Annotated in this window: 22 protein-coding genes, 1 tRNA gene and 1 pseudogene; 12 read left to right on the top strand and 12 right to left on the bottom strand. The window is 59.6% G+C overall.

All coding sequences use genetic code 11. The annotated features are described in order from the left end of the window. Positions 1–51: 51 nt before the first annotated feature. The 3 genes from trmB to thiS form a co-directional block, all read right to left on the bottom strand. On the bottom strand, positions 52–810 hold the full coding sequence (gene trmB / locus ABQ039_RS15105; protein WP_053045691.1) for a tRNA (guanosine(46)-N7)-methyltransferase TrmB: 759 nt from the start codon (positions 808–810) through the stop codon (positions 52–54). A 173-nt stretch (positions 811–983) separates the two neighbouring features. Then, positions 984–1,778, bottom strand: a complete 795-nt coding sequence (locus ABQ039_RS15100; protein ID WP_016903327.1) for a thiazole synthase — start codon at positions 1,776–1,778, stop codon at positions 984–986. Positions 1,779–1,827: 49 nt separating this feature from the next. Beyond that, complete coding sequence (gene thiS, locus ABQ039_RS15095; protein ID WP_024939391.1) at positions 1,828–2,028, bottom strand: sulfur carrier protein ThiS; 201 nt, start codon at positions 2,026–2,028, stop codon at positions 1,828–1,830. 190 nt (positions 2,029–2,218) lie between these two features. Here thiS and ABQ039_RS15090 point away from each other — a divergent pair, with 190 nt between their 5' ends. From ABQ039_RS15090 to ABQ039_RS15080, 3 genes are all read left to right on the top strand, one after another. Further along, the gene (locus ABQ039_RS15090; RefSeq protein WP_102580655.1) at positions 2,219–4,003 is read left to right on the top strand and encodes an autotransporter outer membrane beta-barrel domain-containing protein; all 1,785 of its coding nucleotides are present in this window, start codon (positions 2,219–2,221) and stop codon (positions 4,001–4,003) included. Positions 4,004–4,107: 104 nt separating this feature from the next. After that, positions 4,108–4,181, top strand: a tRNA-Gly gene (locus ABQ039_RS15085). Positions 4,182–4,248: 67 nt separating this feature from the next. Beyond that, the gene (locus ABQ039_RS15080) at positions 4,249–5,811 is read left to right on the top strand and encodes a site-specific integrase (RefSeq protein WP_260812195.1); all 1,563 of its coding nucleotides are present in this window, start codon (positions 4,249–4,251) and stop codon (positions 5,809–5,811) included. Positions 5,812–6,102: 291 nt separating this feature from the next. Here ABQ039_RS15080 and ABQ039_RS15075 read toward each other — a convergent pair whose 3' ends face one another. From ABQ039_RS15075 to ABQ039_RS15055, 5 genes are all read right to left on the bottom strand, one after another. Continuing rightward, on the bottom strand, positions 6,103–6,765 hold the full coding sequence (locus ABQ039_RS15075; protein ID WP_260812196.1) for a phosphoribosyltransferase: 663 nt from the start codon (positions 6,763–6,765) through the stop codon (positions 6,103–6,105). Between the two features lie 186 nt (positions 6,766–6,951). Beyond that, positions 6,952–7,818 carry a hypothetical protein gene (locus ABQ039_RS15070; protein WP_260812197.1) on the bottom strand — a complete coding sequence of 289 codons (867 nt, stop codon included), beginning with the start codon at positions 7,816–7,818 and terminating at the stop codon, positions 6,952–6,954. Positions 7,819–7,985: 167 nt separating this feature from the next. After that, positions 7,986–8,366 carry a hypothetical protein gene (locus ABQ039_RS15065; protein WP_349777973.1) on the bottom strand — a complete coding sequence of 127 codons (381 nt, stop codon included), beginning with the start codon at positions 8,364–8,366 and terminating at the stop codon, positions 7,986–7,988. Continuing rightward, positions 8,363–8,677, bottom strand: a complete 315-nt coding sequence (locus ABQ039_RS15060; RefSeq protein WP_260812199.1) for a hypothetical protein — start codon at positions 8,675–8,677, stop codon at positions 8,363–8,365. The genes ABQ039_RS15065 and ABQ039_RS15060 overlap by 4 nt, the downstream gene beginning before the upstream one ends. 41 nt (positions 8,678–8,718) lie before the next feature. Then, positions 8,719–9,480: a hypothetical protein gene (locus tag ABQ039_RS15055; RefSeq protein ID WP_260812200.1), complete on the bottom strand. Its 762-nt coding sequence runs from the start codon at positions 9,478–9,480 to the stop codon at positions 8,719–8,721. A gap of 161 nt (positions 9,481–9,641) precedes the next feature. On the opposite strand from ABQ039_RS15055, the gene ABQ039_RS15050 reads away from it, so the two are divergent. The 5 genes from ABQ039_RS15050 (at position 9,642) to ABQ039_RS15030 (ending at position 15,057) form a co-directional block, all read left to right on the top strand. Continuing rightward, positions 9,642–9,917 (top strand): helix-turn-helix domain-containing protein, encoded by a 276-nt coding sequence (locus tag ABQ039_RS15050; RefSeq protein ID WP_374057869.1) that lies wholly within the window; start codon positions 9,642–9,644, stop codon positions 9,915–9,917. A 174-nt stretch (positions 9,918–10,091) separates the two neighbouring features. Continuing rightward, positions 10,092–11,222, top strand: a complete 1,131-nt coding sequence (dndC, locus tag ABQ039_RS15045) for a DNA phosphorothioation system sulfurtransferase DndC (protein ID WP_260812202.1) — start codon at positions 10,092–10,094, stop codon at positions 11,220–11,222. 20 nt (positions 11,223–11,242) lie between these two features. Beyond that, the gene (locus tag ABQ039_RS15040; RefSeq protein ID WP_017154970.1) at positions 11,243–11,458 is read left to right on the top strand and encodes a DNA modification system-associated small protein; all 216 of its coding nucleotides are present in this window, start codon (positions 11,243–11,245) and stop codon (positions 11,456–11,458) included. Next, positions 11,448–13,526 (top strand): DNA sulfur modification protein DndD, encoded by a 2,079-nt coding sequence (gene dndD / locus ABQ039_RS15035; RefSeq protein ID WP_017154969.1) that lies wholly within the window; start codon positions 11,448–11,450, stop codon positions 13,524–13,526. The genes ABQ039_RS15040 and dndD overlap by 11 nt, the downstream gene beginning before the upstream one ends. Before the next feature lies 1 nt (position 13,527). Next, positions 13,528–15,057: a DndE family protein gene (locus tag ABQ039_RS15030; RefSeq protein WP_033474639.1), complete on the top strand. Its 1,530-nt coding sequence runs from the start codon at positions 13,528–13,530 to the stop codon at positions 15,055–15,057. A 59-nt stretch (positions 15,058–15,116) separates the two neighbouring features. Here the strand turns inward: ABQ039_RS15030 and ABQ039_RS15025 are convergent, their stop codons facing one another. The 3 genes from ABQ039_RS15025 to ABQ039_RS15015 are packed head-to-tail and all read right to left on the bottom strand — an operon-like array spanning position 15,117 to position 18,001. Next, a complete protein-coding gene (locus ABQ039_RS15025) occupies positions 15,117–15,479 on the bottom strand; it encodes a type II toxin-antitoxin system RnlB family antitoxin (RefSeq protein WP_144368077.1) in 363 nt (120 codons plus the stop codon). Next, positions 15,476–16,540 (bottom strand): type II toxin-antitoxin system RnlA family toxin, encoded by a 1,065-nt coding sequence (locus ABQ039_RS15020; RefSeq protein WP_349777974.1) that lies wholly within the window; start codon positions 16,538–16,540, stop codon positions 15,476–15,478. Before ABQ039_RS15020 ends, ABQ039_RS15025 begins: the two co-directional genes overlap by 4 nt. Before the next feature lie 60 nt (positions 16,541–16,600). Then, a complete protein-coding gene (locus ABQ039_RS15015) occupies positions 16,601–18,001 on the bottom strand; it encodes a site-specific integrase (protein WP_260812204.1) in 1,401 nt (466 codons plus the stop codon). A gap of 546 nt (positions 18,002–18,547) precedes the next feature. Between ABQ039_RS15015 and ABQ039_RS15010 the strand changes: the two are divergent. From ABQ039_RS15010 to ABQ039_RS15000, 3 genes and pseudogenes are all read left to right on the top strand, one after another. Further along, positions 18,548–18,771 (top strand): annotated as a pseudogene (locus ABQ039_RS15010) (hypothetical protein). 394 nt (positions 18,772–19,165) lie between these two features. Then, positions 19,166–19,645 (top strand): RadC family protein, encoded by a 480-nt coding sequence (locus ABQ039_RS15005; RefSeq protein ID WP_260812205.1) that lies wholly within the window; start codon positions 19,166–19,168, stop codon positions 19,643–19,645. A gap of 69 nt (positions 19,646–19,714) precedes the next feature. Beyond that, a complete protein-coding gene (locus tag ABQ039_RS15000) occupies positions 19,715–19,912 on the top strand; it encodes a hypothetical protein (RefSeq protein ID WP_169705295.1) in 198 nt (65 codons plus the stop codon). 43 nt (positions 19,913–19,955) lie between these two features. On the opposite strand, the gene ABQ039_RS14995 is transcribed toward ABQ039_RS15000, so the two are convergent. Continuing rightward, positions 19,956–20,975 (bottom strand): exodeoxyribonuclease VII large subunit, encoded by a 1,020-nt coding sequence (locus ABQ039_RS14995; RefSeq protein WP_169705296.1) that lies wholly within the window; start codon positions 20,973–20,975, stop codon positions 19,956–19,958. A gap of 226 nt (positions 20,976–21,201) precedes the next feature. On the opposite strand from ABQ039_RS14995, the gene ABQ039_RS14990 reads away from it, so the two are divergent. Continuing rightward, a complete protein-coding gene (locus tag ABQ039_RS14990) occupies positions 21,202–21,843 on the top strand; it encodes a DUF1629 domain-containing protein (protein ID WP_169708078.1) in 642 nt (213 codons plus the stop codon). The last annotated feature ends 54 nt before the right edge of the window (positions 21,844–21,897 follow it).

The following is a 21,897-nucleotide window of genomic DNA, read 5'->3' as shown; positions in this document are numbered from 1 at the left end:
GAGTGGGGATTGGTCAGGCGACTGCGGCGTCGAGTATGCGGGGAAGCGCTGTTACGAATCCCCAATCCCCGCTCCCGAATCCCGGTCATAAACCAGATCCCACACGCCGTGGCCGAGCTTCTGGCCGCGGGTTTCGAAGTGGGTCTGCGGGCGCCAGGCGGGGCGTTCGACGTGGCCGCGCGGGCCGGCGCGATTGACCAGGCCCGGGGTGGCGTCGAGCACGTCCCACATCTGTTCGGCGTAATCGGCCCAGTCGGTGGCCGCATGCAGGCGGCCACCATCGCGCAGCTTGCGCACCACCAGCTGCGCGAACGCCGGCTGGATTAGGCGGCGCTTGTTGTGGCGCTTCTTGTGCCACGGATCGGGGAAGTAGATGCGCACCTCGTCAAGCGCGCCATCGGCGATCTCGTGCTCGAGCACTTCCACCGCGTCGTGGTGATACAGGCGTACATGCGTGCTGCCATCCTCGTCCAGCGCATTGAGCAGGCGACCGACGCCGGGCGCATGCACCTCGATGCCGATGTAGTCGCGGCTGGGGTCCTGCTGCGCGGCAAAGCGCAATGCCGCGCCATTGCCAAAGCCGATCTCCAGCACCTTGGGTGCGGGACGGCCGAAGGCCGCATCGAGATCGCGCGGCGCACCGCTGTAGTCCAGGCCGAAGCGCGGCCACAACTCGTCGAACGCGCGCTGCTGCGCCGGGGTAAAGCGGCCCTGGCGCAGCACGAAGCTGCGCACCTGCCGGCGGCCCTCTTCGATGGTGAAGGGCTTGGGCGGCATCTTGGCGCCGTCGCTGGTGAAAGGATCAGTCATGAGTTAAGTCACATCAAAAAACAAAAGCCCCTCTGCCTTGGGGAGAGGGGTTGGGGTGAGGGTACGGCGTAAGGGAGCACGTGCAGCGACGCGCGATCCAGCAACGGCCACATCCGGCACGTCACACGGCCAAGCGGTGCGCATCGACGGCAATGTCAACGCAGCCCACCCACTCATCCAATCACACCATCCACCGGACTCGACGCCGAGGCATACCGCTTGCGCGGAATCCGCCCGGCCAGGAAGGCTTCGCGTCCGGCCTCGATCGCCTTGCGCATCGCGCTCGCCATCAGGATGGGGTCGCGCGCTCCGGCGATGGCGGTGTTCATCAGCACGCCGTCGCAGCCCAGCTCCATCGCGATCGCCGCATCCGATGCCGTGCCCACGCCGGCATCGACAATGATCGGCACCTTTGCGTTTTCGATGATTTCCAGCAGGTTGTACTTGTTCTGGATGCCCAGCCCGGAGCCGATCGGCGCGGCCAGTGGCATCACCGCCACGCAGCCGATCTCTTCCAGGCGCTTGGCCAGGATCGGATCGTCGGAGGTGTAGACCATGACGTCGAAGCCATCGGCAACCAACTGCTCGGCAGCCTTGAGCGTCTGCACCACGTCCGGATACAGCGTGCGCTCGTCGCCGAGCACTTCCAGCTTGGTCAGGTTGTGGCCGTCCAGCAGCTCGCGCGCCAGCCGGCAGGTGCGCACCGCGTCTTCGGCGGTGTAGCAGCCGGCGGTGTTGGGCAGCAGCGTGTAGCGATCCGGCGGCAGCACATCGAGCAGGCTGGGCGCGTTGGGGTCCTGGCCGATGTTCACCCGGCGGATCGCCACGGTGACGATCTGCGCGGCGGCCGCTTCGGTGGCCAGTCGGGTTTCGTCCAGGTCCTTGAACTTGCCGGTGCCGGTCAGCAGGCGCGAACGGTAGGGCTTGCCGGCGATGATCAGCGCATCAGAGGGGGCGGTATTGGTCATCGGGCAATTATCACCGATCGCGCGCAGCTGCGCCGGCCTGTGTGCCGCATCAACCGCCGCCCAGCGCGTGCACGATCTCCACCACATCGCCGGCACGCAACCGGTGCGTGGCATGCCGCCCGCGCGACACGATTTCGCCATTGATCTCCACCGCCACGCGCCGTTGTGCAAGACCTTCCTGCTCCAGCAGGGTGGCCAGCAGCAGATCGTCGGGAACGTCGCGCGGGGTGCCGTTGAGTTGAATGTTCATGTCATCATTGTGGCATCGCGTGCCGCCAGGGCGCGCGTTTTTGCGTTATGCGGCAATGCAGCGTGAGCGCGGGCGGCGAGGGTGAAACCATGTGCCATTCGCCGGCGTACGTCAGCAGGTCCGGTCCAGTTCCACACTACCTTGAGCAGGCACTCCCATGGCTTCAACCCTTCGCCCGATCCGTTCCCTGATGGCTGTGGCCATCGCCATTGCGGCCACCCCGGCCATGGCCGCGTCTGCGTTCGACCAGACCGTGTTCTTCGGTGACAGCCTCACCGATAGCGGCTACTACAACCCGTTGCTGCCGGCCGCCTCGCGCGCCGTCACCGGCAAGTTCACCACCAACCCGGGCTGGGTCTGGGCCGAGTACGTCGCCGACCATTACGGCACCAATGCCGCGCCCAATGGCAATGGCCAGACCGGCGACAACTACGCCGCCGGCGGCGCCCGCATCCAGGCCGGTTCGACCAGCGTGCTCGGTGCCGCGCCTTCGGTGACCAGCCAGATCAACACCTACCTGAGCGCCAACGGCGGCCAGGCCAACCCGAATGCGCTCTACACCGTATGGGGCGGCGCCAACGATCTGCTCGCCGCTGCAGCCGTGCCGGCCCAGGCGCAGGCCATCATCGGCAACGCGGTCACCGCGCAGGTCGGTGCGGTCGGCGCCTTGCAGGCCGCCGGCGCGCGCTATGTGATGGTGCCGACCATTCCGGACGTGGGCATCACCCCGCGCTTCCGTGCCGGCGGTGCCGCCGCGATGGCGCAGGGCACTGCTGCGGCAACCGCCTACAACACCGCATTGTTCAATGGCCTGCGGTCGGCCGGCCTGCGCGTGATCCCGGTCGACACCTTCCACATCCTGCAGGAAGTGGTCGCCAATCCTGGCACCTACGGCTTCAGCAACGTCACCAGCACCGCCTGCAACCCGGCCGTGCCGCTGCCGGCCTGCAACCCGACCAGCCTGGTCGCCGCCAACGCGCCCAACACCTATGTGTTCGCCGATGGCATCCACCCGACCACCGCCACCCACCAGATTCTGGGCGAGTACGCCATCTCGCTGCTGGAAGCCCCGCGTCTGCAGCAGGTGCTGACGCATTCGGCGCAGGCGATCGGCCGCGCGCGCGCCGACCAGGTGGCCTGGCATCTGGACGGCAAGCCGGACGCCGATGGCCTGCGTTGGTGGGGCAGCGTGCGTGGCGACATGCAGCGTTACGACCACGCCGATCTGTACGACGGCATGGCCCCGGCCGGCCTGTTCGGTGTGGACTGGACTGCGGGCGACCTGGTGTTCGGCGGCTTTGCCGGCTTCGGCAGCATGGACGCCGACTTCGGCAACCGTAACGGCAGCTTCAAGCAGGACGACACCACGTTGGGCGGCTTCTTCGGCTGGTACACCGGCCCGGTCTGGGTCAACGCGCAGGTCAGCTACAGCTGGCTGAGCTACGACGTCGACCGCGAAGTACAGCTGGGGCCGGCCACCCGCGTGCACAGCGGCTCGCCGGATGGCAGCAACCTCACCGCCGCGGTCAACGCCGGCTATTCGCTGGGCGAAGGCAACGTCAAGTACGGCCCGGTGGTCGGCCTGACCTGGCAGAAGCTCAAGCTCGACGGCTACACCGAGAGCAACGAAAGCTCCACCGCACTGGGCTACGCCGATCAGGACATCGACTCGATGGTCGGCCGCATCGGCTTCCAGGTGCGCCTGGACGGTGCAATGGTCAAGCCGTACCTGCAGGCGACCTACGACCACGAGTTCAAGGACGGCACCGAAGCCAGCGCCTGGCTGCAGTCGATGCCGGACGTGGGCATGTACACCGTCCCGGGCCAGAACTTCGATCGTAACTATGCGACCGTCGTGCTGGGCGCCCGCACCGGCCTGTGGGGCCTGCAGAGCAACATCGGCCTGAGCACCACCACCGCCCAGCGCAGCGCCCGCGACGCGACGCTGTTCGTGAATTTCAGCGGCAACTTCTGATCCAAGCACCACACGCGTTGCAAACGAGGGCCGGGCAACCGGCCCTCGTCATATCTACGCATTGCGCCCGGCCCCCGCACCCGCCTAAACTCTCGCAACGCCGTGCGGGCGTAGCTCAATGGTAGAGCTGTAGCTTCCCAAGCTACTGACGTGGGTTCGATTCCCATCGCCCGCTCCAGAGCTTTCGCCAAGTCTCTAAGTGCCTGACTTGGCTGGATATTTTGGCCGATTGATGATTCCGAGCGATGCCCCTTGAGGTATCAATCGAGGTATCAATCTTGCCCAAACCTCTGATGATGTCGCGCTCGGCTGGCCTGTATGCGCGCTTCTTTGTCCCTACCGATCTCCGAGCCTCGATTGGCTCGCGTTACCTTGTCCGATCGCTGGGAAACCGTCGTGGGGACCACGCCAGGCTGGCGGCGGCCACGATGGGAATGGCACTATCGATGGCATTCGATGCCATGCGGAAAGGGATGACCGTGGATCTGGAAGAACTGCTGGAAAAGGTTCGCAGTGGGGACATCAAAGAGCTGACGCTGAAAGATGTGACGCTGCCGGACGGCACGCGCATCGCCCAGGCGCAGCTGGACAATCCTGCCGATGCCGTGATGTTCGGAGACCTGATGGTGCGGGCGCGCCAGACGGAGCCCACTGAGGTCATGGCGGCGAGGGTGGCCAAGCGTCGGCAACAGTTGCGCGAGGGCAGTCAACGCATCTCGGGCGATGCCCCCAAGGCGCTGATGCTGTCCAAGGCGATGGCCGATCATTTGAGTGACCTGGCCGGCGCGCGCCTGCATCAAAAGACCGTGCTGGAGAGCCGTCACACCCTGCGCCTGTTCGCCGGGATCATCGGCAAGGACGTGCCCGTGGCCTCGCTGACCCAGGATCACGTGCGAGCCTTCTTCGAGGGCGTGCGCTATTGGCCGTCGAATGCGACCAAGCGGCCGGCTTACCGCGACCTGCCGGTGCCCGAGGTCATCAAGCTGGCGAAGAAGAACCAGGAGCCGGAACCGGCGGCGTGGACCATGGCCAAGCACCGGCAGCGACTGAGCGTCTTCTTGGTGTCGCTGGTCGAGGGCAAGCACCTGGCGGTAAACCCGCTGGCAGGCATCCGGGCGATTTCCACGCCGGACTCGGAAGATACCGGCTCTCCGTTTACCGATGCCGAGTTGAAGGCCATCTTTGACCCGGTGGAGTTCCCGAAGTGGGCGTCGAAATACCCCCATCGGTGGTTTGGCCCGATCCTGGGGCTCTACTCGGGCGCTCGCGTCAACGAGATCGCGCAGCTGCGGCTTGAGGACATCGACACCATCGACGGCGTGCCTGGCTTCTTCGTCCGCAAGATCGGGAAGAAGCAGAGCATCAAGAACAAGCATAGTCGGCGGTTCATCCCGCTGGCTCATCCGGTCATTGAGGCCGGGTTCCTCACCTACGTGGAAGAGGCACGGCAGGCTGGAGTGGAGCGGCTATTCCCGGACCTACCCAACTCGACAGGGCTGGGCTATGGGCGTCAGCTGAGCCGCCAGTTCTCCGTCTACATCAAGCGGCAAGGGGTGTCCGAGAAGGGGCAGGGCTTCCACGGATTCCGCCATACCATCGCTTCAAAGCTGGACGAGGCCGGAGTGTCTGCTTCGGCAATCGGGGCGCTAACCGGGCACGGAACTGGTCAGACTGTCCTGGAGAAGTTCTATATCGACAGGCGGAGCCTGCCTGACCGGGTGGCGACGCTGGCAAAGTTGAATGTTCCGGCTGCGCTGCCTGGCTACCAGCCAAGGCAATTTGAAAACAGTTTGAAGCGGGCGACGTGATGGACAGAGAGGATTGTGCTGATTCCGCGCGAACTTCCTGACTCTCCTGCAACTTGAAAACCAGGAGGGTGTCCTGCTTTGTGACATATCAATGTAACGGCTTACGGGCTCGCAGCTAATCTCTACAAGAAGGACGTTTAGGCAGTCATTTGAAGTTCGAAGAGACAACTGTTTAATTTTTAAGGCAGCAAAAAAGGGCCGTCATACGGCCCTTTTTTGACTTTGATCTGGCACGCAGGTCAACGGTACGAAGTAGATCTCCGCAAGCTGGCGCTGTTCTGAATTTCCCGCTTACTTTGCCGCAGTAATTCTATCTCGGACGGAGTCAGCATCCTCGATCCGCTCGATGTATCGAGCTTCTGATTCAGTAAGGCAGTCGAAGGCGTGACCGAAGTGTTCCAGCCACCAATTTTCCAAGACATGTCCATGCTTCCTCCTGAGGGAGTCCAACCTATTTGACGTTAGCTCAAGAATCGCTGAAAATGGCTTCCCTGTCAATACGGTTGCCGCTACCACTTGTCCGCCAAGGGTCTCAATGTGACCCCTTAGATTGGCTAGAGTGCCTCCTTGGCCGATGAAGTCGTCTACAAGGATATAGCGTCTACCCGCCTCGACCGGTCCAGCGAAATGAGCCTGTCTAGCGAGACGAGCATCACCCTTGGCCCCAGTATGACCAACCACATTGGTCTGCACAATTTGTTGCTCTACAGCAAGACCTGTTCGGTGAGCAATCTCATCTGCTAAGACCTCTGGGATAGCATTGACCCCAGTTTGCTCAAAGGCATGGGCGGAAACGAGAATTGGTTGCATTTGCTCTGTGAGCTTGATGAGTTCATCTATCGCTTCCGTTGAAATCGTTTCCTCCACTAATATCTGAGCCGCTTCTGCGTCACCAGCCTTCGCCGCTGCATAAGCTGGATGTTTTTTTACGTTCAACTCTTCAGCATGAATCAAGACTGGCGGAAAGTGCCGCCAAGGGGTTCGGGGCGCGAATTTTTGCATTAGTAGCAGGGTGCGTTTTTGGTGGGCCCTCAATGCCATAGACTCATTGCTAAAACATTAAGGCAGTAGTGATCTTGGTTCCATTCAGGTTCACAGCATACGGAACACGGGCGGTAGTTTGGAGAGAGCGTGATGATGTTACTCGGTCGCCCGAGCTGTCTTAGCAGATTGCGGTGTTGATGCGTTTCTCTCCCGAGCTTGGGGCCGCAAAACGGTGCTTTCAGAGGTCATAGCACAACTTCTCCGGACGAACTGTGGTCCCGCTTCCGTAAGCCGGCCGACAAGCACCAAGTTGTCGTTGATGCGAGCTACTTTGTCGCCTTCAAGTGGAGCGCATGCCGCGTCCTGCTGCAAATCAAGGAAGAAAGCACTGTAAGCGGCAACCCATCGCATAGCTGGGTAGACGACAGATTGGCTATTCGATAGGGCAGATGCTCCAAATAAAACCACAAATGCAGAGAGCCCCCTGATCAGAGTAACGATTACATCTAAGTGACCATTTGTGGCTTCGGATCTGGAAAGCTTCAGTAGACCCCATCCCATGGCAAGAAAGGCTGGGATGGCGCCAAGGACGGTCATCAGGGTTGCTGTCACGGGCACAATGGAGAGCAGGCTGAGCAATGCACTCGAGGTTGGGAAGAGGGACGCCTGCTGGCTGGTTGCCTCATTGACTACGACTCTGCCGACCCCTGTTGCTGCTGCGAGTGCTATTGCTCCAAATACCGTGACAGAAATCTTCATCAAAGGATGGGCCAGTTTGGGCATTACCCACGCGTAAGTGTCTCCTAAGAAAGCGATAGCTAACAGCGAGCAACTGGCATAGAAGGATACGTCTGAAGAAAAAGAGCCTGGCGATCTTAGGAAAAGAGCGATGGACGCAAGCATGCATACGCCGCCGCCTAGGTAGAGACGAATCACCCAGTGATGATTTAGCCACCAAGTTTTTACCCTCTCAGCAATCGATGCCTTTGCCGGTGCCGCATCTAGCCTTTCCGCAACTTCCATACTGCGCTCCCTTTGGATGTGGAGAGACAGTAGCGGTGTGGAATCTCAAAGGGCGCGACTTGGGGCTCAGTGGTAAGAGGGTTTGTGATCTGCGTTAAAAAAATGGCGGCTGATAAGCTCTAAATGCGAAGTAGCCAAGCTTCTGATGGCGTCTTTTCAAGGTGTCCTCAACTGGTCAACTGCAGCCACAACACCAGCAGCACCATAGGGAGTCCGCTGAGCACCGATGTGACCCAGAACGCTCCCATCACGGTCAGCGGCGTCATGACCCACCACTGCCACCAGCTGAAGCCACGATCACGCTGACGTGCCATATGAGCCTCGAAAGCGTAAAAGCGCTCCGCTTTTCGCAGGCCCCGCCTAGCCATGAGCGGCCCGACGACGAAGCCGAAGGGGCCTAGGAAGAGTATGCTCAGCGAAAACCACCAGAAGAAGCGGTTGTGCGGGGTCATGACCTTCCTGGGAACAGCGCGCCGCGCGCCGTCCCCGCCAGCCCTTCCCACAGCATCGACGGGCGTTTCTGCCATCGAATCGGTCTTCGTGCTCATTTGGCGTAGGCCCTCCAGGTTCCGGATTCCTTGGCATACCTCAGGTTCTTGCTGACGGGGATCGGCACCTGCCGGCCCTCAATGTTGAGCACGGCCTGGCCGCGCGTGTCGCACCGATAGCCGTCGGCGCCTTCCGCTTCCACGCAGCCGGTCAGTTCGAAGTTTTGGACGTCGGTCACTTGGCCGGCGCCGCTGTCCTTCAGCAGCCGCACAAAGGCCTCCTTGGCGTTGGCAGATGAGGGCTTGCCGCCGCAGGCGGTCAGGCCCAGGGCCATGGTCAATGCGGCCAAGCCAATCCATGCGTTTTTCATTTCGTTCCTTTGCTCAGTGAGTAGGAATGGAAGGTGGGTGCTTACTTGTCGCGGTTCCCTTCGGGCTTGAACCCGGCGATCCAAAGCCTGGTGTCCTTGAAGGGCGTCAGGAGGCCGGAGGGTCCCGGGTGCAGGTCCGCGGTCTGGAGGAATCCCGACACCCAGGCGACGCGCAGGGCGACATCGACGGCGCGGTCAGCCACGCCGGGCCGGCTCACGTTGACGACAAAGGGCTGGGCCGGAGGGTTGGGACCAGTGGAACGCTGGGAGCCCGTGTTGGGCTTGCTGGGCGGCACGCGGATGCCGTTGAGGGTGTCTCGGCCTTTCCACAGAGCGGAGGTGTTGAGCTCGGCTTTCTCGCCCAGGTCATCGGTCTCGGTCAGCGGGGCATCGAAGCAGGTCCGGAAAGTCTCCGTGGTCGAAGCCGTGGGGCTGGTCCAGATGCGCGCTTCCACCGTCCAGCAGGGCAGGGAGGCGCCCCATTCCTGAAACGTGAGCGCCACCCGGGGCCAGTCCAGCTTTCCAAGCTGTGCTGCTTGGTGTTTGTAGCCCTTAAAGAGGTCGGGCAGCTTTCCTGCACCGCTGAGAGGTTCATAAATCGAGCCAGTGCCTTGGCTGCCCGCCTTGGTGCCGGCGTGCGGCTTGATGCCGACCATCTGCTTCCCCGAGTCGGCCAAGCTCTTTCCGAGCTGGCGGAAGAAGCTTGGCTCCTGCTCCGGAGTGTCTTGAGCGTGGGCGGTGAACGGGGAGACGAGGGTCAACGCCAGGAGCGCAGCGAACGCTCCGTGTCCTGAAAGTTCCATGTGGCCTCTGCTAGGTGTGGTTCTATCTGCCATATTGGCAGATAAGTGCGTTAGGATGCTACTCGGTGCAGACTTGGAGGTCAGCCCTCAGTTAGATCTCCATGCCCGCTTCTCTGCCCACAAGTTCCGTCTTTGGTCGTCGCCTGCGTGCGGCCAGGCGCGTGGCGGGCTTGTCTCAAGTCGAACTGGGAGCGCTGCTGGGGATGAACGAGAAAGCTGCCTCGTCACGACTCTCCCGCTACGAGCGGGGGGAGCGGGAGCCCGACCACGAGACGCTGGCGGCATTGAGCAAGGTGCTAGGCGTGCCGCCTGCATACTTCCACGCAAGTTCAGACGTGCTGGCCGAGGTCATCCTGCTGGTTGCTCGTTTGCCCGCAGAGCGTCAGCAGGGAGTGCTTGACCTCATCAAGGACCATCTGACCTCGACAGAGCCTTAGCTAGCTCAGCTAATCCCAAAGAGGCCAGCGAGCACCCTCAAACCGCTGGCGCGTTGGCCGAACTGATACGGACTATTTCACAGTGGTGAGGCCTTTTTCGCAGCCTCGCTCGGTCTGGCTCCTCGGAGCCTATGAGACAATCAGACGATGAGCATTGCACGACCCCGCCCCCAGATGGACCCCGAGCTGGGGAAGAAAATTCAGCGTATTCAGCAGGACATCCGAGAGGAATACCTGGCCGACCATCAACACCCCTGGGTCATCGGCTTTTCCGGTGGCAAAGACAGCACCCTTGTTACGCATCTAGTCTTCGATGTCCTGATGTCTCTTGCTCCGCACGAGCGGACACGAGAAGTTCATATCGTGTCCAACGACACCCTCGTGGAAAGCCCGCTGGTCGTCACTCACGTTGCCACGGTCCAGTCTGAAATCGACCACGCCGCTAATGCTTGGCGGATGCCGGTTCGAGTGGTGACCACACGCCCAGAAACGGATTCCACCTTCTGGGTGAACCTGATTGGCAGGGGCTATCCGCCCCCGAATAGGTCGTTTCGCTGGTGCACTGACCGTATGAAAATCCAGCCGACGAGCCAATACATTCGTTCGCAAGCGGACATGGCAGGGCAGGTGATCCTTCTTCTGGGCGTCCGACGCTCGGAGAGCTCCACGCGCGCCGCTACGGTTGCCCGTTACGACAATGGCGAACGGCTCAATCGGCATAACGACCTTCTCAACTGCATGGTCTTCCGCCCCATCGTGGAGCTGTCCACGGACGAGGTTTGGGAATATTTAGCCTTCACGCCCCCGCCGTGGGGAGGGTCGCACAGCGCGCTGATCCAGCTCTACATGGATGCGGGCGCGGCCGAGTGCCCGACTGTGTTATCCCAGGATGATGCGCCAGGCTGTGGAACCTCGAACTCTCGGTTTGGCTGCTGGACATGCACAGTGGTGGAGAAGGACAAGAGCCTGATGGGATTCGTCGAGGCGGGCTATGGCGAGTTCACTCCTCTAGTCGACTTCCGAGACTGGTTGGCTGGGATCCGAAATGACCCCGAGCGCCGTCTGGCTCGTCGCAGAAATGGCAAGCTGACCATTACCAATGAGGGGGTCTTCATTCCAGGCCCCTTCACGCTGGAAACGCGTCGGGAGGTTCTAGACCGGGTTCTGGCGCTCGAGCAGGAAACCAAGAGCAAAATCATTGAGGAGTCGGAGGTCATCCGAATTCGAGAGATTTGGGCCGAAGACGCCAGCATGTTTGCTACCAGGTCCGTGGATGAAGCACGGGCCGTTGCAGGTTCCAAGTAAGGACACAGGGGGAGATTTAGATGCCACGTGACGTCGTAACGCTTTTCGCTCAAGAGGCGGGCAACAAGTTGATTCGTAAACACTGCCGTCAGATCGGCTTGCCGGTGAACGACCTTCGCAGACTGGTTGAGGAGGTTGTTGATAAGAGCACCATGCAGCGCCGCCACGGCCTTTGGGAGGCCTTCGACGAGGTGCTGGGCGAGACGTATGAAGAGGAGGCCGACAATGCATCTTGAGTCAATCAGTCTGCGAGACTGGAAGGCTTTCGAGTCGGCTACCTTCGAGTTTCCTACGCCCGGCAAGACTAAGAACGTCGTTGTTATCGGAGGGCGCAACGGGTTTGGTAAGACCTCGCTGTTTGAGGCATTGGCATTGGGCTTGTTTGGCCGCGATGGCTTGCGGCTGGTGCTGCGCGCAGGCGTTGCCAGCGACGAACAAGGGCGGGCGCAGTCATTCAAAGAGTTCATGGAGCGAGCCCTCTTCGGTAATGCGCTTGCAAACGGCCGTTCTTCCTGCCGTATCGAGCTGAAGTTTATGGATGATGGCGGCGATCCGATTTGGATCGAGAGGACTTGGTATTTCAATGACCAAGGCAAGCTAAAAGCTGGCGAGTCGGCCGAGCAACTCAAGATTTTTCAGGGCATTGGTCGGCGGGTCATTGGGCCCGGTCGAACTGAGCATGACGTGGATGGTTGGTATCGTGACTGGGTGTCTAAAACCTTCATTCCCACGTCGTTGGCAGGGTTCTTCCTTTTCGACGGCGAGTCCGCCGCCGTGTATGCCGAGCGCGACATGGGCTCGCAAGTCCGGGAGGGCATTGAAGGGCTGTTAGGTCTGAACTGGCTCAAGCAGTTGCAGAAGGACCTGCGCAACTATGCAAACTCCAAGCGCAGCCAGGTTCCAAAAGGGGTCAGCAATCAGGCCATCGCCGAGCTGGATTCGGCTGTCAGCAGCATGGAAGAAGAGCTAGCGCGCTACGAAGAGCGGCTGCAGGCCATTGAGAATGAAATCCGCGACAGCGAAACATTGCGCGATTCGTTGACGCGAGAACTTGGCTACGGGGCAGGCACCAGAGCCCAGCTAGAGGAGCTCACCCGTGAGCAGGCCGACTACGAAAAGCGCTACAACTCTGCACAAGACCAGCTGGTCACCGCAGCGCAGTCAGATCTACCGCTCGCGCTTGCTGGCGGCGTGTTGCTCTCAAAGGTTGAAGCCCGCCTTGACCAAGAGGCGCGTCTGGACCAGTGGGAAGCTGCGCTCTCTCAACGTGACGACCGCACCGCCAGCGTCCTTGAATTCTTGAACGAGCAGTTGCCGACGGTGGAGCCCGAGCTTCTTGAGCGTCAGGTGGCTGGCGTCCGCGCGGCCGTGGAAAAGGCTCTGGAGCGGCTGTGGTTCCCGCCCCCAGGCGATGTGGCCGATTCTTTCAGGCATGCGCACGCCCGCGGCCCAATGCTCCAGCGAGTCCTAGATCGTCTTCGCGATGCAAAGGCGGTCTCCTCAGCAAGCATCGTGGAGCTGCTTGAGACCATGGAGAGCAGCTCAGCCAAGCTGCGTGAAGTCTCTGCTGTCATCCGTTCGACGGAGGGAGCCACGCCTCAGGTCGAAGAAAAGCGCGACCAGCTAAACGAAGTGAACACAAAGGTGGGCCTGATGCGCGAAGAGCGCGGCTCGCTGACCAATATGGTCAAGTCTCGTGGAGCCGACCTAGAACAGAAGCGGCGCGAGCTGGGTCGCTTGACTGGGCATCTGGACCAATCAGAGCGGCCGGCGCAGTTGGCTGGTCGTGCTGAAAAGGTCGCGGAAATGCTGGGAAATTTGGTTGAAGAAGCGTGGCCCTTGCAGTCCGACGCCGTGGCGGAGGCGATGACCCGTGGTATTCGTGCCATGGCTCACCGCAGCGACTACTTGCGGGACGTCACAATCAATGAGGACGGCGCTGTTGAACTGGCCTCCCCAGACGGCCGAGATCTACGTCAATACGACCTGTCGGCCGGCGAAAAGCAAATCTTTACCCAAGCGCTTTTTTCAGCCATCGCTGAAGTGTCCGAGCGCACCTTCCCATTGGTTGTGGACACCCCGTTGGGTCGTCTGGACGAGAACCATCGACTGAACGTGCTGAAACATATCACCAGCCGCAAAGGGCAGGTCATCCTGATCTCGACGGATACAGAAGTGGTCGGTCAGTTCCTTGCCGCGATACGCGCCAAGGTGTCCAAGTTCTACATCATCCGAAACAAGGTAGAGGGTGGCGTGGCTCGTAGCTGGTGCGAGGAAGGCTATTTTGACGGGCAGGGAGTCTGAGATGAGCAATGGAGCAAACGACTATCTGACCCTAGAAGTGATTGCCGGCACGGCTTTTCGCTCGACTGCTGACACGGATGAACTGTCTCAGCGAGTCAAAGATCGACTTGGGTTCGGGTCCTTCAACATTCCTGCAAGACTGGCATTAGCCCGCTCTTTGGCCATACCTGCGCTGCCCTCCAAGGTGGAGGGCGAGGTGGGCCGGGTTATCAAGGGCGACGTGCTGTTTGGGACGGGGGCCGACCTAGCCAGTTGGGTGTCGCTCCTTATCGAGCATGCTGGCAGTTCGCTCACCATCAAGGATCTGCAAAGCGTCGTCCAGCGACACTGGGCCAGAGGCATGAAGATTCTGTCTGAGGAGCTCGATGCTTCAGATGGCGACAATTCCGAGTTCTGGCGCCGTCTGGCTGAGAGTGCTCTGCCAGAAGTGACGGAAAAGCGTCGTAGTGGAACTTCCCCAGTCGTGGCAGATACGTCGCCCGGCCCGGTCCCCGTGCGCATGGGTGAGATCGGCCACGACGTTTCGAACAATGAAGAAGTCATTTGGACGCTCAATGCCCCAGGAGGCAGTCCTCATAGCGCTTTCATGGGCGGCGTGGGCAGTGGTAAGACCCGGACGGCTGCTTTTGTCTTGAGGTCTATCGCTGAGCAGACCAACGTCCCGTTGTTGGCATTCGACTTCAAGGGGGACATGGCGGACAAGCACAATGCGTTGGACAAAGCCTTCGGCGCGGTCGTTCTTTCGCCGCCGAACATCACTATTCCGCTGGACGTCTTTGCCCTGTCAGACAACAGCAAGCATGGAGTAGTCAATACCGCACAGCGCTTGCGAGACAGCCTGAGCAATCTCAAGCAAAACAAGCTGGGAGACCAGCAGCGCCGCAGGCTCAATGATGCCTTGGAAGAGGCATTACGCACTCGCCATCCCTGCACGCTTGAAGACGTGAAAGAGTGTCTTGAGGACGTCTATGCGTCTGCCGGGGTCAAGGAGGATGGCGCAGTCTCCATGCTGGTGGATCTGTGTAGGCTTCCGCTCTTTGAGCCCAAGATGACGCCAGAGGAGTTCTTCTCGCGGTCGTGGATCATCTCATTGCCCGCCAGTGTCCCGGAACTCGTTCGAGTGACGGTTGTTGCGTTGTTGACGGATGCCTTGGAGCGCTTTATCAACTCTAAGCAAGATTCGAACACCGATGCCGAAGGCAATCGCTCGCTCCGCATCATGTGCGTTATCGATGAGGCGCACCGCGCTTTGGAAGCCAGGCTCCCGGGTTTGTCGAACCTCATCCGGCTTGGTCGTTCGAAGGGTGCGGCCGTCATGCTCATCTCGCAGAAGCCGGACGATTTCGAGGGCGAGGACGACGATTTCTTGTCGGAGATGGGGCTTCTGGTGTGCTTTGGAACAAATGCACGAGAGGCTTCGGTCAAGCGCATCTTGGGGGCAGGGGCGTCTTTGACCTCCCTCAAGAAGGGCGAAGCTTATGTTCGCGCCCGCGGCGACATGAAATCGCGCAAGGTTTTGGCCTGGAAATAAAGATACATCTAGTCTGGAGCATGCGCTGGACCGAACTGGCCCAGCGCATGCTTATCAGATTAGAGAGGGATGCCTTGCCTAGCGGCATAGCGCATCGCAGGTGTGAGCAATTTCAGGTCAAACTCAGACACGTGTTCATGCATATATTTTGCAGCCGCTTCTCGTAAAGCAACGTCAGCTTGCACGCGCTTTAGATAAGCACCAGGAGCAAACTCTCTGCCATCAAAACCGGTTGAGAAGTAGCGTCGGGTTTTGGAGCCGTTTGACGTCAGTAGGTCGAATACGACTTCGCCATTGACATGGCGCTGGCGCAGCTCCTGCGCTACTTCCTCAAGATTTTCTTGGGGTAGGGATGCGCCCGTGGACATCACGACAACAGCGAAAGCCTCAGTAGGCGAGTGAAGAACAACAAAGTTTTTCATGTGCCTCCCATAGTTCCTTCAATGTGTTGGTGAGCAACTTCAATCGTGTCCAAAACATCGTTAACGAGCGCAACAGCGACATCGCGGGACTCAAGGACACGAGTGTTGACGCCTTGTGCATCCATGTGGAACAACCTGTGACGCTGATCTAGCCAAAGTGTGTAACACTCGACTAACTTTCCCTGAACCCGGGGCGTTGCCGTCCCATGGTAGATGGTAAGTAGCGATGGTGAAGAACCTGTTGTATCAAAGAACTCACCCAACTTGCACTTGCTTTCAAGCTGAACCTTAACTTCTTCGGCCAATAGCTGGAAGCAGTAGCCCTCGAGCCCTCGAAGCGCCGGAAAGGCGATGGCCGAATGATCTTCGAGACAAATGCCCACCTTCGTAAGTGCCAGAGCTGAAGACAGCTGAACCCTCACTTCTTCCCTTAAGCGGTCATGGACATGCGGAATTCGGCTTTCCAGATCTTGCTTTATCTGCGCAACGGTTAAAGGAACCTCATATACAGCTTTCTGATGAGCTAAGACCTCGTCCAGCGGCATTAAGGTCTGAACAAGATCAAGCGCCCATGCTGCGACCTGCGCATGGAAACCTTGAAGCTGCAATGTCTTGTTGTTGAAATGCTTAATTGTAAGCTTGTCGCCGTTAGGACCCTTCACCCGCATTAGACGATAAACGTCCCTTGCCTCGTCGGTCTCAACTTGAGCTCCCTGCTCTTGAAGGAAAGAAATTAAATGCTTAAAGCTCGCATCGCTGAATCGAGGAATTGATGTGTTTAAAGCTGAGGACGCGCCATATCCACAAGTTTCGCAAATCGATCTGGCGAGGAAATCGAAGGTTTCGCGATCAAATCCAACGGCGTAGCCAATGGTGCATTTTCCGTTTCCTGACACGAAGACATTCAGTAGAAACCTCTTTCCGTCATGCGTTCCGCTGTGCTGTATCAACTTCCCACCGTTCTGCTGAACTTGGTGAAGGTCTTCACACCCTAGGCCCTCAAGCGAACTGCGGATCCTCAAGTGGTCCAGGGCAATGCTCTTGTATGGATTGACTGCCACTTCCGTGTGTCTCGATAGGTCTAACAGACTATTATAACAGGTTTTCTGGCTAGTCAAGCCTCATGGGTAAAACTTAGATGTATCCGACAACTGCGAAGCGAACTGTCCCCGCTGGTAGCGCGGCAGCTCCACGTTGGGCTGATAGAGCTCCAAGGCGCTGATTTGCTTGCTTCGCGTCACCTGCGGTTTCTTGTGGAGGTAGTGCTGGCGCAAGACCTGGACCCGGTCGCGGGGATCGGTGCTGTGGCCGGTGACCAAGGCAATCTCCTTCTCTGGAACATCGTTGACATCAAGCTCGGTGGCAAGGGTATGGCGGAAGGCGTGGAATCCGACGCCCTTGGGGAAGCCGAGGCTCTTCAAGTAGCGCCCGAAGTCCACGACGAACTGCTGGCTGTAACGCGCATTCGTTTCCCCTGTCGTGCGATTCACGCCCGCGGAGAGCAGCGGGAACAGGCGAGGGTGGCCGATCGCTTTCATGTCTTCCACGAACTCCAGAAATCCTGCCTCCAAGAGCGGCTTGGCGATGGGGATGATGCGCATGCACCCCGCGCCTTTCATGCTTTGCCGGCTGCGCCGCCGTCGCTTCGGGTCCGCGGCCAAGTCCTGGTCCAACGTCTTCTGGAAGGCGATGCACCAGATGCCGCGTTCTTCGATGATGTCGGTCAACTTCAGCTGGCAGACTTCGTTGACCCTGGCACCGGTATACAAGCCGATCATCGGTGCCCACCAATACTGCGGTTTCTTGGCCCAAGGAATGAATATCGCGGGGTCAAAAATGGCTTGCAGGTCTGCGTCCTCGAATAGGCGGATCGCCTTGTCGGGATCGATGGTGTCGTCCTTCTTGGGCTTTCGGAAGGCCTTCATCGGTGACACGTCGATGGCTTGCCCGTTGACCAGGTGGTTGAAGAAGGCAACGAGAAATCGGCGGTGGCGCTCCTCGGTGGCAGGCGCCAGCGGCGGCACGTCTTGCTCTTTCCCCAGTGCGATCGCTTCATCAAAGGAGAGGTCCTTCAGCAGCGGATCCGACAATAAGTTCCTTGGGGCCCAGCGCAGCAGCGTCCAGAGCGCTTGGATGTGGTAGTAGTCAACTCGAGCCGCGGAGATGTTGCCGCAGGTAAGAAGCAGCAGCTTCAACGTGCGCTCGGTGGACTGCACAGTCTTCGGGTCGAGCTGGCGGCGACGCATGTCCTCCAGATGATCTTCGATCTCCTTGGCCAAGGGGCGCGAAGGCGTGCCCATGGGCAGTTGCGCTGGGTAGCGTGTGTTGTTCTTCAGACCGCTCTTTCGTCCGGTTTCGTCGAGCGCGGCGAGGATGCATTCCTGCAGGTTGATGGCGGCTTCCCTGCCTCGGATGATGGCGCGGTCGATGCGGAACCGGCCGATGTGGATGCCTTCCAACTGCAGGAGGCCAAACGGCGAGGCGATGTAATCGTTGAGTGTTGCGGCGGGGTTGCTGGTCATGGGTCACTTCCATCGAGAGATGGAAGTAGGGATATGACAGGACGAAAATTCGTCAACGGGGGCGATACAAAAATTTGCGGCGGCGGCGCAGTCCTTAGGTGTTGGGATATTCCCAATGGAGTGCTTCCCGGGTCCGCCAATTCGTTATCCGGTGAGAAGCCTTGTAAACCAAGGGTTTCAAGAGAATTTGTGTCGATTTATCGCAGTCAATTGCGTACTGTTTGCAGTAAATAAGCTAACTAAATGAGTTTGATATTCGATTTTAAAGATGAATTTAAGTTAAATGTTAGCCTATTATTGTTAGTATTATTTATATTCAAAGCAGCGATCTGCTTGGTTCAGAACTTTCTGACATCCGATGGGGCGCGACACCGATGGTGCGACGAATGCCAGGAGCGCAATCTGACCTTGCCGGACGTGGGACCCAATGGTCGCTCACCCTACGCGGCGCTTGAGCAGCGCCATCTCGGCACCTGAAGGGGCTAGCTGTCTTGCGTTGGCCGCGGCGTCTCAAGCAGTGCGACCGCACTGCCGATACTCAGGTCCATGGACAGAGCCGAGCTTCGCCGTCACCTCGAACGCCTGGATGCTGCGGTGCCCGCCCTGCGGGCCTCAAGTCCTGATCGCCGTCATTTTGGCAAGCCTTTGCCAATATGGCTGCTGCCATCGAGAGCAAGGCGATGACGAGCGAGGACGCGCAGTTCGTCGGCCGTCGGGCCGAGGAAATCTTGTCGTGGCACGGACTGGGAAACATAGACGAACACGTCTGAGCCCGTTGGGGTCGACCAGCCCATTCCGATGCCTGCGTGCTTCTCCTGCGCAGCGATGCGTGCGTAAGGCAGGCACAGGTCCGCAGAAGCCCCACTGGCTGCAAAGCCCAGGCGCCGCCTGCTGACATCGATCACCCCCTCCCATCCGAATGCCGTTTAGCCCGCAGGCCTTGTAGGGCATGCATGGTGCTGTCTCCACCAGCGCTGGGCCTCTAAAGGGACCTTAGCTCCACTGTCCCGACCGCAAGGACAGGCCTCCTTCTCGTCGCTGGCGCTTTGTTACGGCCCTTCGCTGCGCGCCGCTTGCGCCGTGCTCACTCCCGGGTGCGGTAGGGCCGGACGCTTCGCTTGCCGGTTCCCACGAGGCGCACAACGCGCTGGTGGAGAAGAACCGATGAAGCGCACCCAAGACCGAGCAGTCCAGTATCAACTCCAGATGGACGAGGCGGGTATTTTGCTCGCAGCAGCCCGCATCCTCGAAGGGCGGCTTCAGCGCCAAGGTCGGATCCACAGCCCGGAGCAGGCCGGCAGCTACCTGGTTGCCCGCTGCGCTCACCTGCCGCACGAAGTCTTCGGTGTCGTCTTCCTGGACAACCAGCACCACATCATTTCTACCGAGCACTTGTTCTCAGGCACCATCGACGGCTGCGAAGTCCATAGCCGAGTCGTCGCCAAGCGCGCGCTGGAGCTCAACGCGGTCGCGCTCATCTTGTTTCACAACCACCCCTCGGGCAATCCGGAGCCGAGCGAAGCAGACCGTAAGGTCACCCAACGCCTGCAGGAAGCCTTGGGCCTCCTGGACATCCGAGTGCTAGACCATCTGGTTATCGGTGGTCAGAAGAGCGTCAGCCTGGCCAGCAGGGGGTGGGCATAGCCCGCCCCTTCACCTATGCAGTCAGCCAACGCTAGACTGCGAAGGCAGATCCACATCCATGGAGCAGGAATGAAGGCGTTTCACGTGCGTGGGATCGTGTGGGAGACCGACGGCAAGCGTCCGTCATTGCCCGCTGAAGCCACGGTCGAATGCGAGAGTGAAGAGGCTATCGCCGATGCGCTCAGCGATGCATACGGCTGGCTGGTGAGCGAAATCGCCTTCGTAGAAGAGGTTGATGATGTCGGCCATGGCAGGAGATTGAGGTAGTGCTGAAGCAAGCTCTTCGTCTTCTGTCCAGCATGTGAGCTTTTTAACGCATGGCTAGCCACAGCAAAAGCAAGAACAAGCCAGCCCCCGCAGTGGTGGCGAACACCTTCCATTGTCGGAGTTCGGCTTTTAGGCCTTGGCCATCCAGCTTGCTTTGCTGCAACAGTTCGTTCAAATGACGGCGGGTTTCGTCAAGCTCTGACTCTCTCCGATCAAGCTTGGTCGAGAGTTGAATCAACTTGTCCTCGGCATCGCTTGCTTCGGCTCGTGCATCTTCTGCCTCTTGAGCTGCATCCAGGCAATCTCGCAGTCGGTGACCGAAATCGCTGGGCGTGAGGAAAACATCGTCGGCGTGCTTGTCCAGCAACAGCACGTCGTTGGCATGGCCCAGCGCGACATAGAAGGGCAGGCCTGTTTCGATCAGGGCACGGGTGACATTGCGCGAGTCGCCAATGGTCTCCAAGCGTTCCCCACCCCCTCGCGCGATGACCAGTCCTTTTACGCCGGTCCCAGTGAGCTGCTTCAATGCTTCAAGGAACTTGGTTTCATCCCCGAAGTTTGCCGTCACATGCGAGTTGTTGCGCAGTTCCGGGAGTCGCGCTGCTGAGCAGATGTCGTCCCAGCCGGTCTTGCTCGCGAGAAAGCCAAGCCCAGAAAGGCCGTTTTTCCCGAGGAACTCCCCGATCGCCACTGGATTGCGTCCTCGATCCGGGATGGGCACCACTGGCTCGCGCGTGACCGTGAGCCAGGGGCCCTCCACACGTCCCTGGAGCTCTACGGACATTTTTCTGTTCACCGTCAATACGCCTGCAATGATGATTGGGGCGTCGTCTTGAGGTTGCTCATCCGCGGGAATCCTGAAGCTCAACTCGATGCCGGGATAAGGCTCAAAAACCCCATAGCAGAACTGGTTCCACGGCATGAGTTTCTTGGCTCTCCCGGCCACACGCAGTGGTAGCTTTCCGCCTTCCAGGCGCACAAGAGGCAACACTTGGTCAGCGGTGATCCAGGGGGCACTGGCAGCTTGAATCGTTGAGTCGAAGGTCTGGTTTGGCTGGGGCATGGGCACATCGCGAAATGCGTTTCGCCAAAGGTAGCCTAGCAACAAAGAGACAGCCCACGAACCGTGCCCTAGACCGGGATTGTGGTCACACAACGAACGTTCGCCTCCAATCCAAATATGCTCGAGCGGGTGCATGCAGAACATGGTCCTACCCAACAGCTCCGTTGATGGGGGTAAGCTTTCCTCAGCACGCGAAGGCAAATCCAATATGGACGAGACGCAGCACATGGACTCAGCCACCCCAAACAAGCCCGAACCAGGCGCTCACTACATGTTCGAGCCGGACGTGGAGAGCAACCGCTCGGCCTGCGGGGTGCAGTTCACCAACAAGCGCCAGCTTCTTTCACCGCCACGGCTGATTCTGCGGCCGGAAGATGGTGGCTTCCCGCCGTTGCGAGAACTCCCGCTGCTGACTCTTGAGCCCAGTGCAGGCCCCGAGCCCCGAGACCTAGAGGCGGGTTTCAGTGGCTACTGGCTGATATCCGGCCGCCTCCATGACGTGATGGCATCGGTCGATCCCGAGGCGTTTGCCTTTGCGGAGGTGGATTACCGCCTGGCCAATGGCACTCCGGGCCCCCGCCACTACCTCTGCGACGTGGTGCGCGAGCGAGATGCGCTCGATGAGGCTGGATCGCGGTTGAAGATCAAGATTGATGACGACTACGTGCGTGGGAAATTCTATTCGCTGGCTGGCGGCGCAAGCTTGGCTTTCCGCAGCGAAGCGCTGAAGGGGGCTCACGTCTTCAGGACGCCCTTCAATCCCACGGCTTTCTGCGACCAAGTGTTCAAGGCCGCAGTCCTCGCAGCCGGCATTCCTGACAGCGCCGAAGCTAGCGGTATCTCTTTTATCGACGCATCAGATATTTGATGCCGCCGGGCTACAAGGAAGGAGCCTAAGCCGTGCCAAAAAAAGACACCCCAT

The sequence above is a fragment of the Xanthomonas sp. WHRI 6108 genome (assembly GCF_040202385.2).
In the GTDB taxonomy this organism is placed as follows: domain Bacteria; phylum Pseudomonadota; class Gammaproteobacteria; order Xanthomonadales; family Xanthomonadaceae; genus Xanthomonas; species Xanthomonas arboricola.
This window is presented reverse-complemented; position numbering and strand designations above follow the sequence as displayed.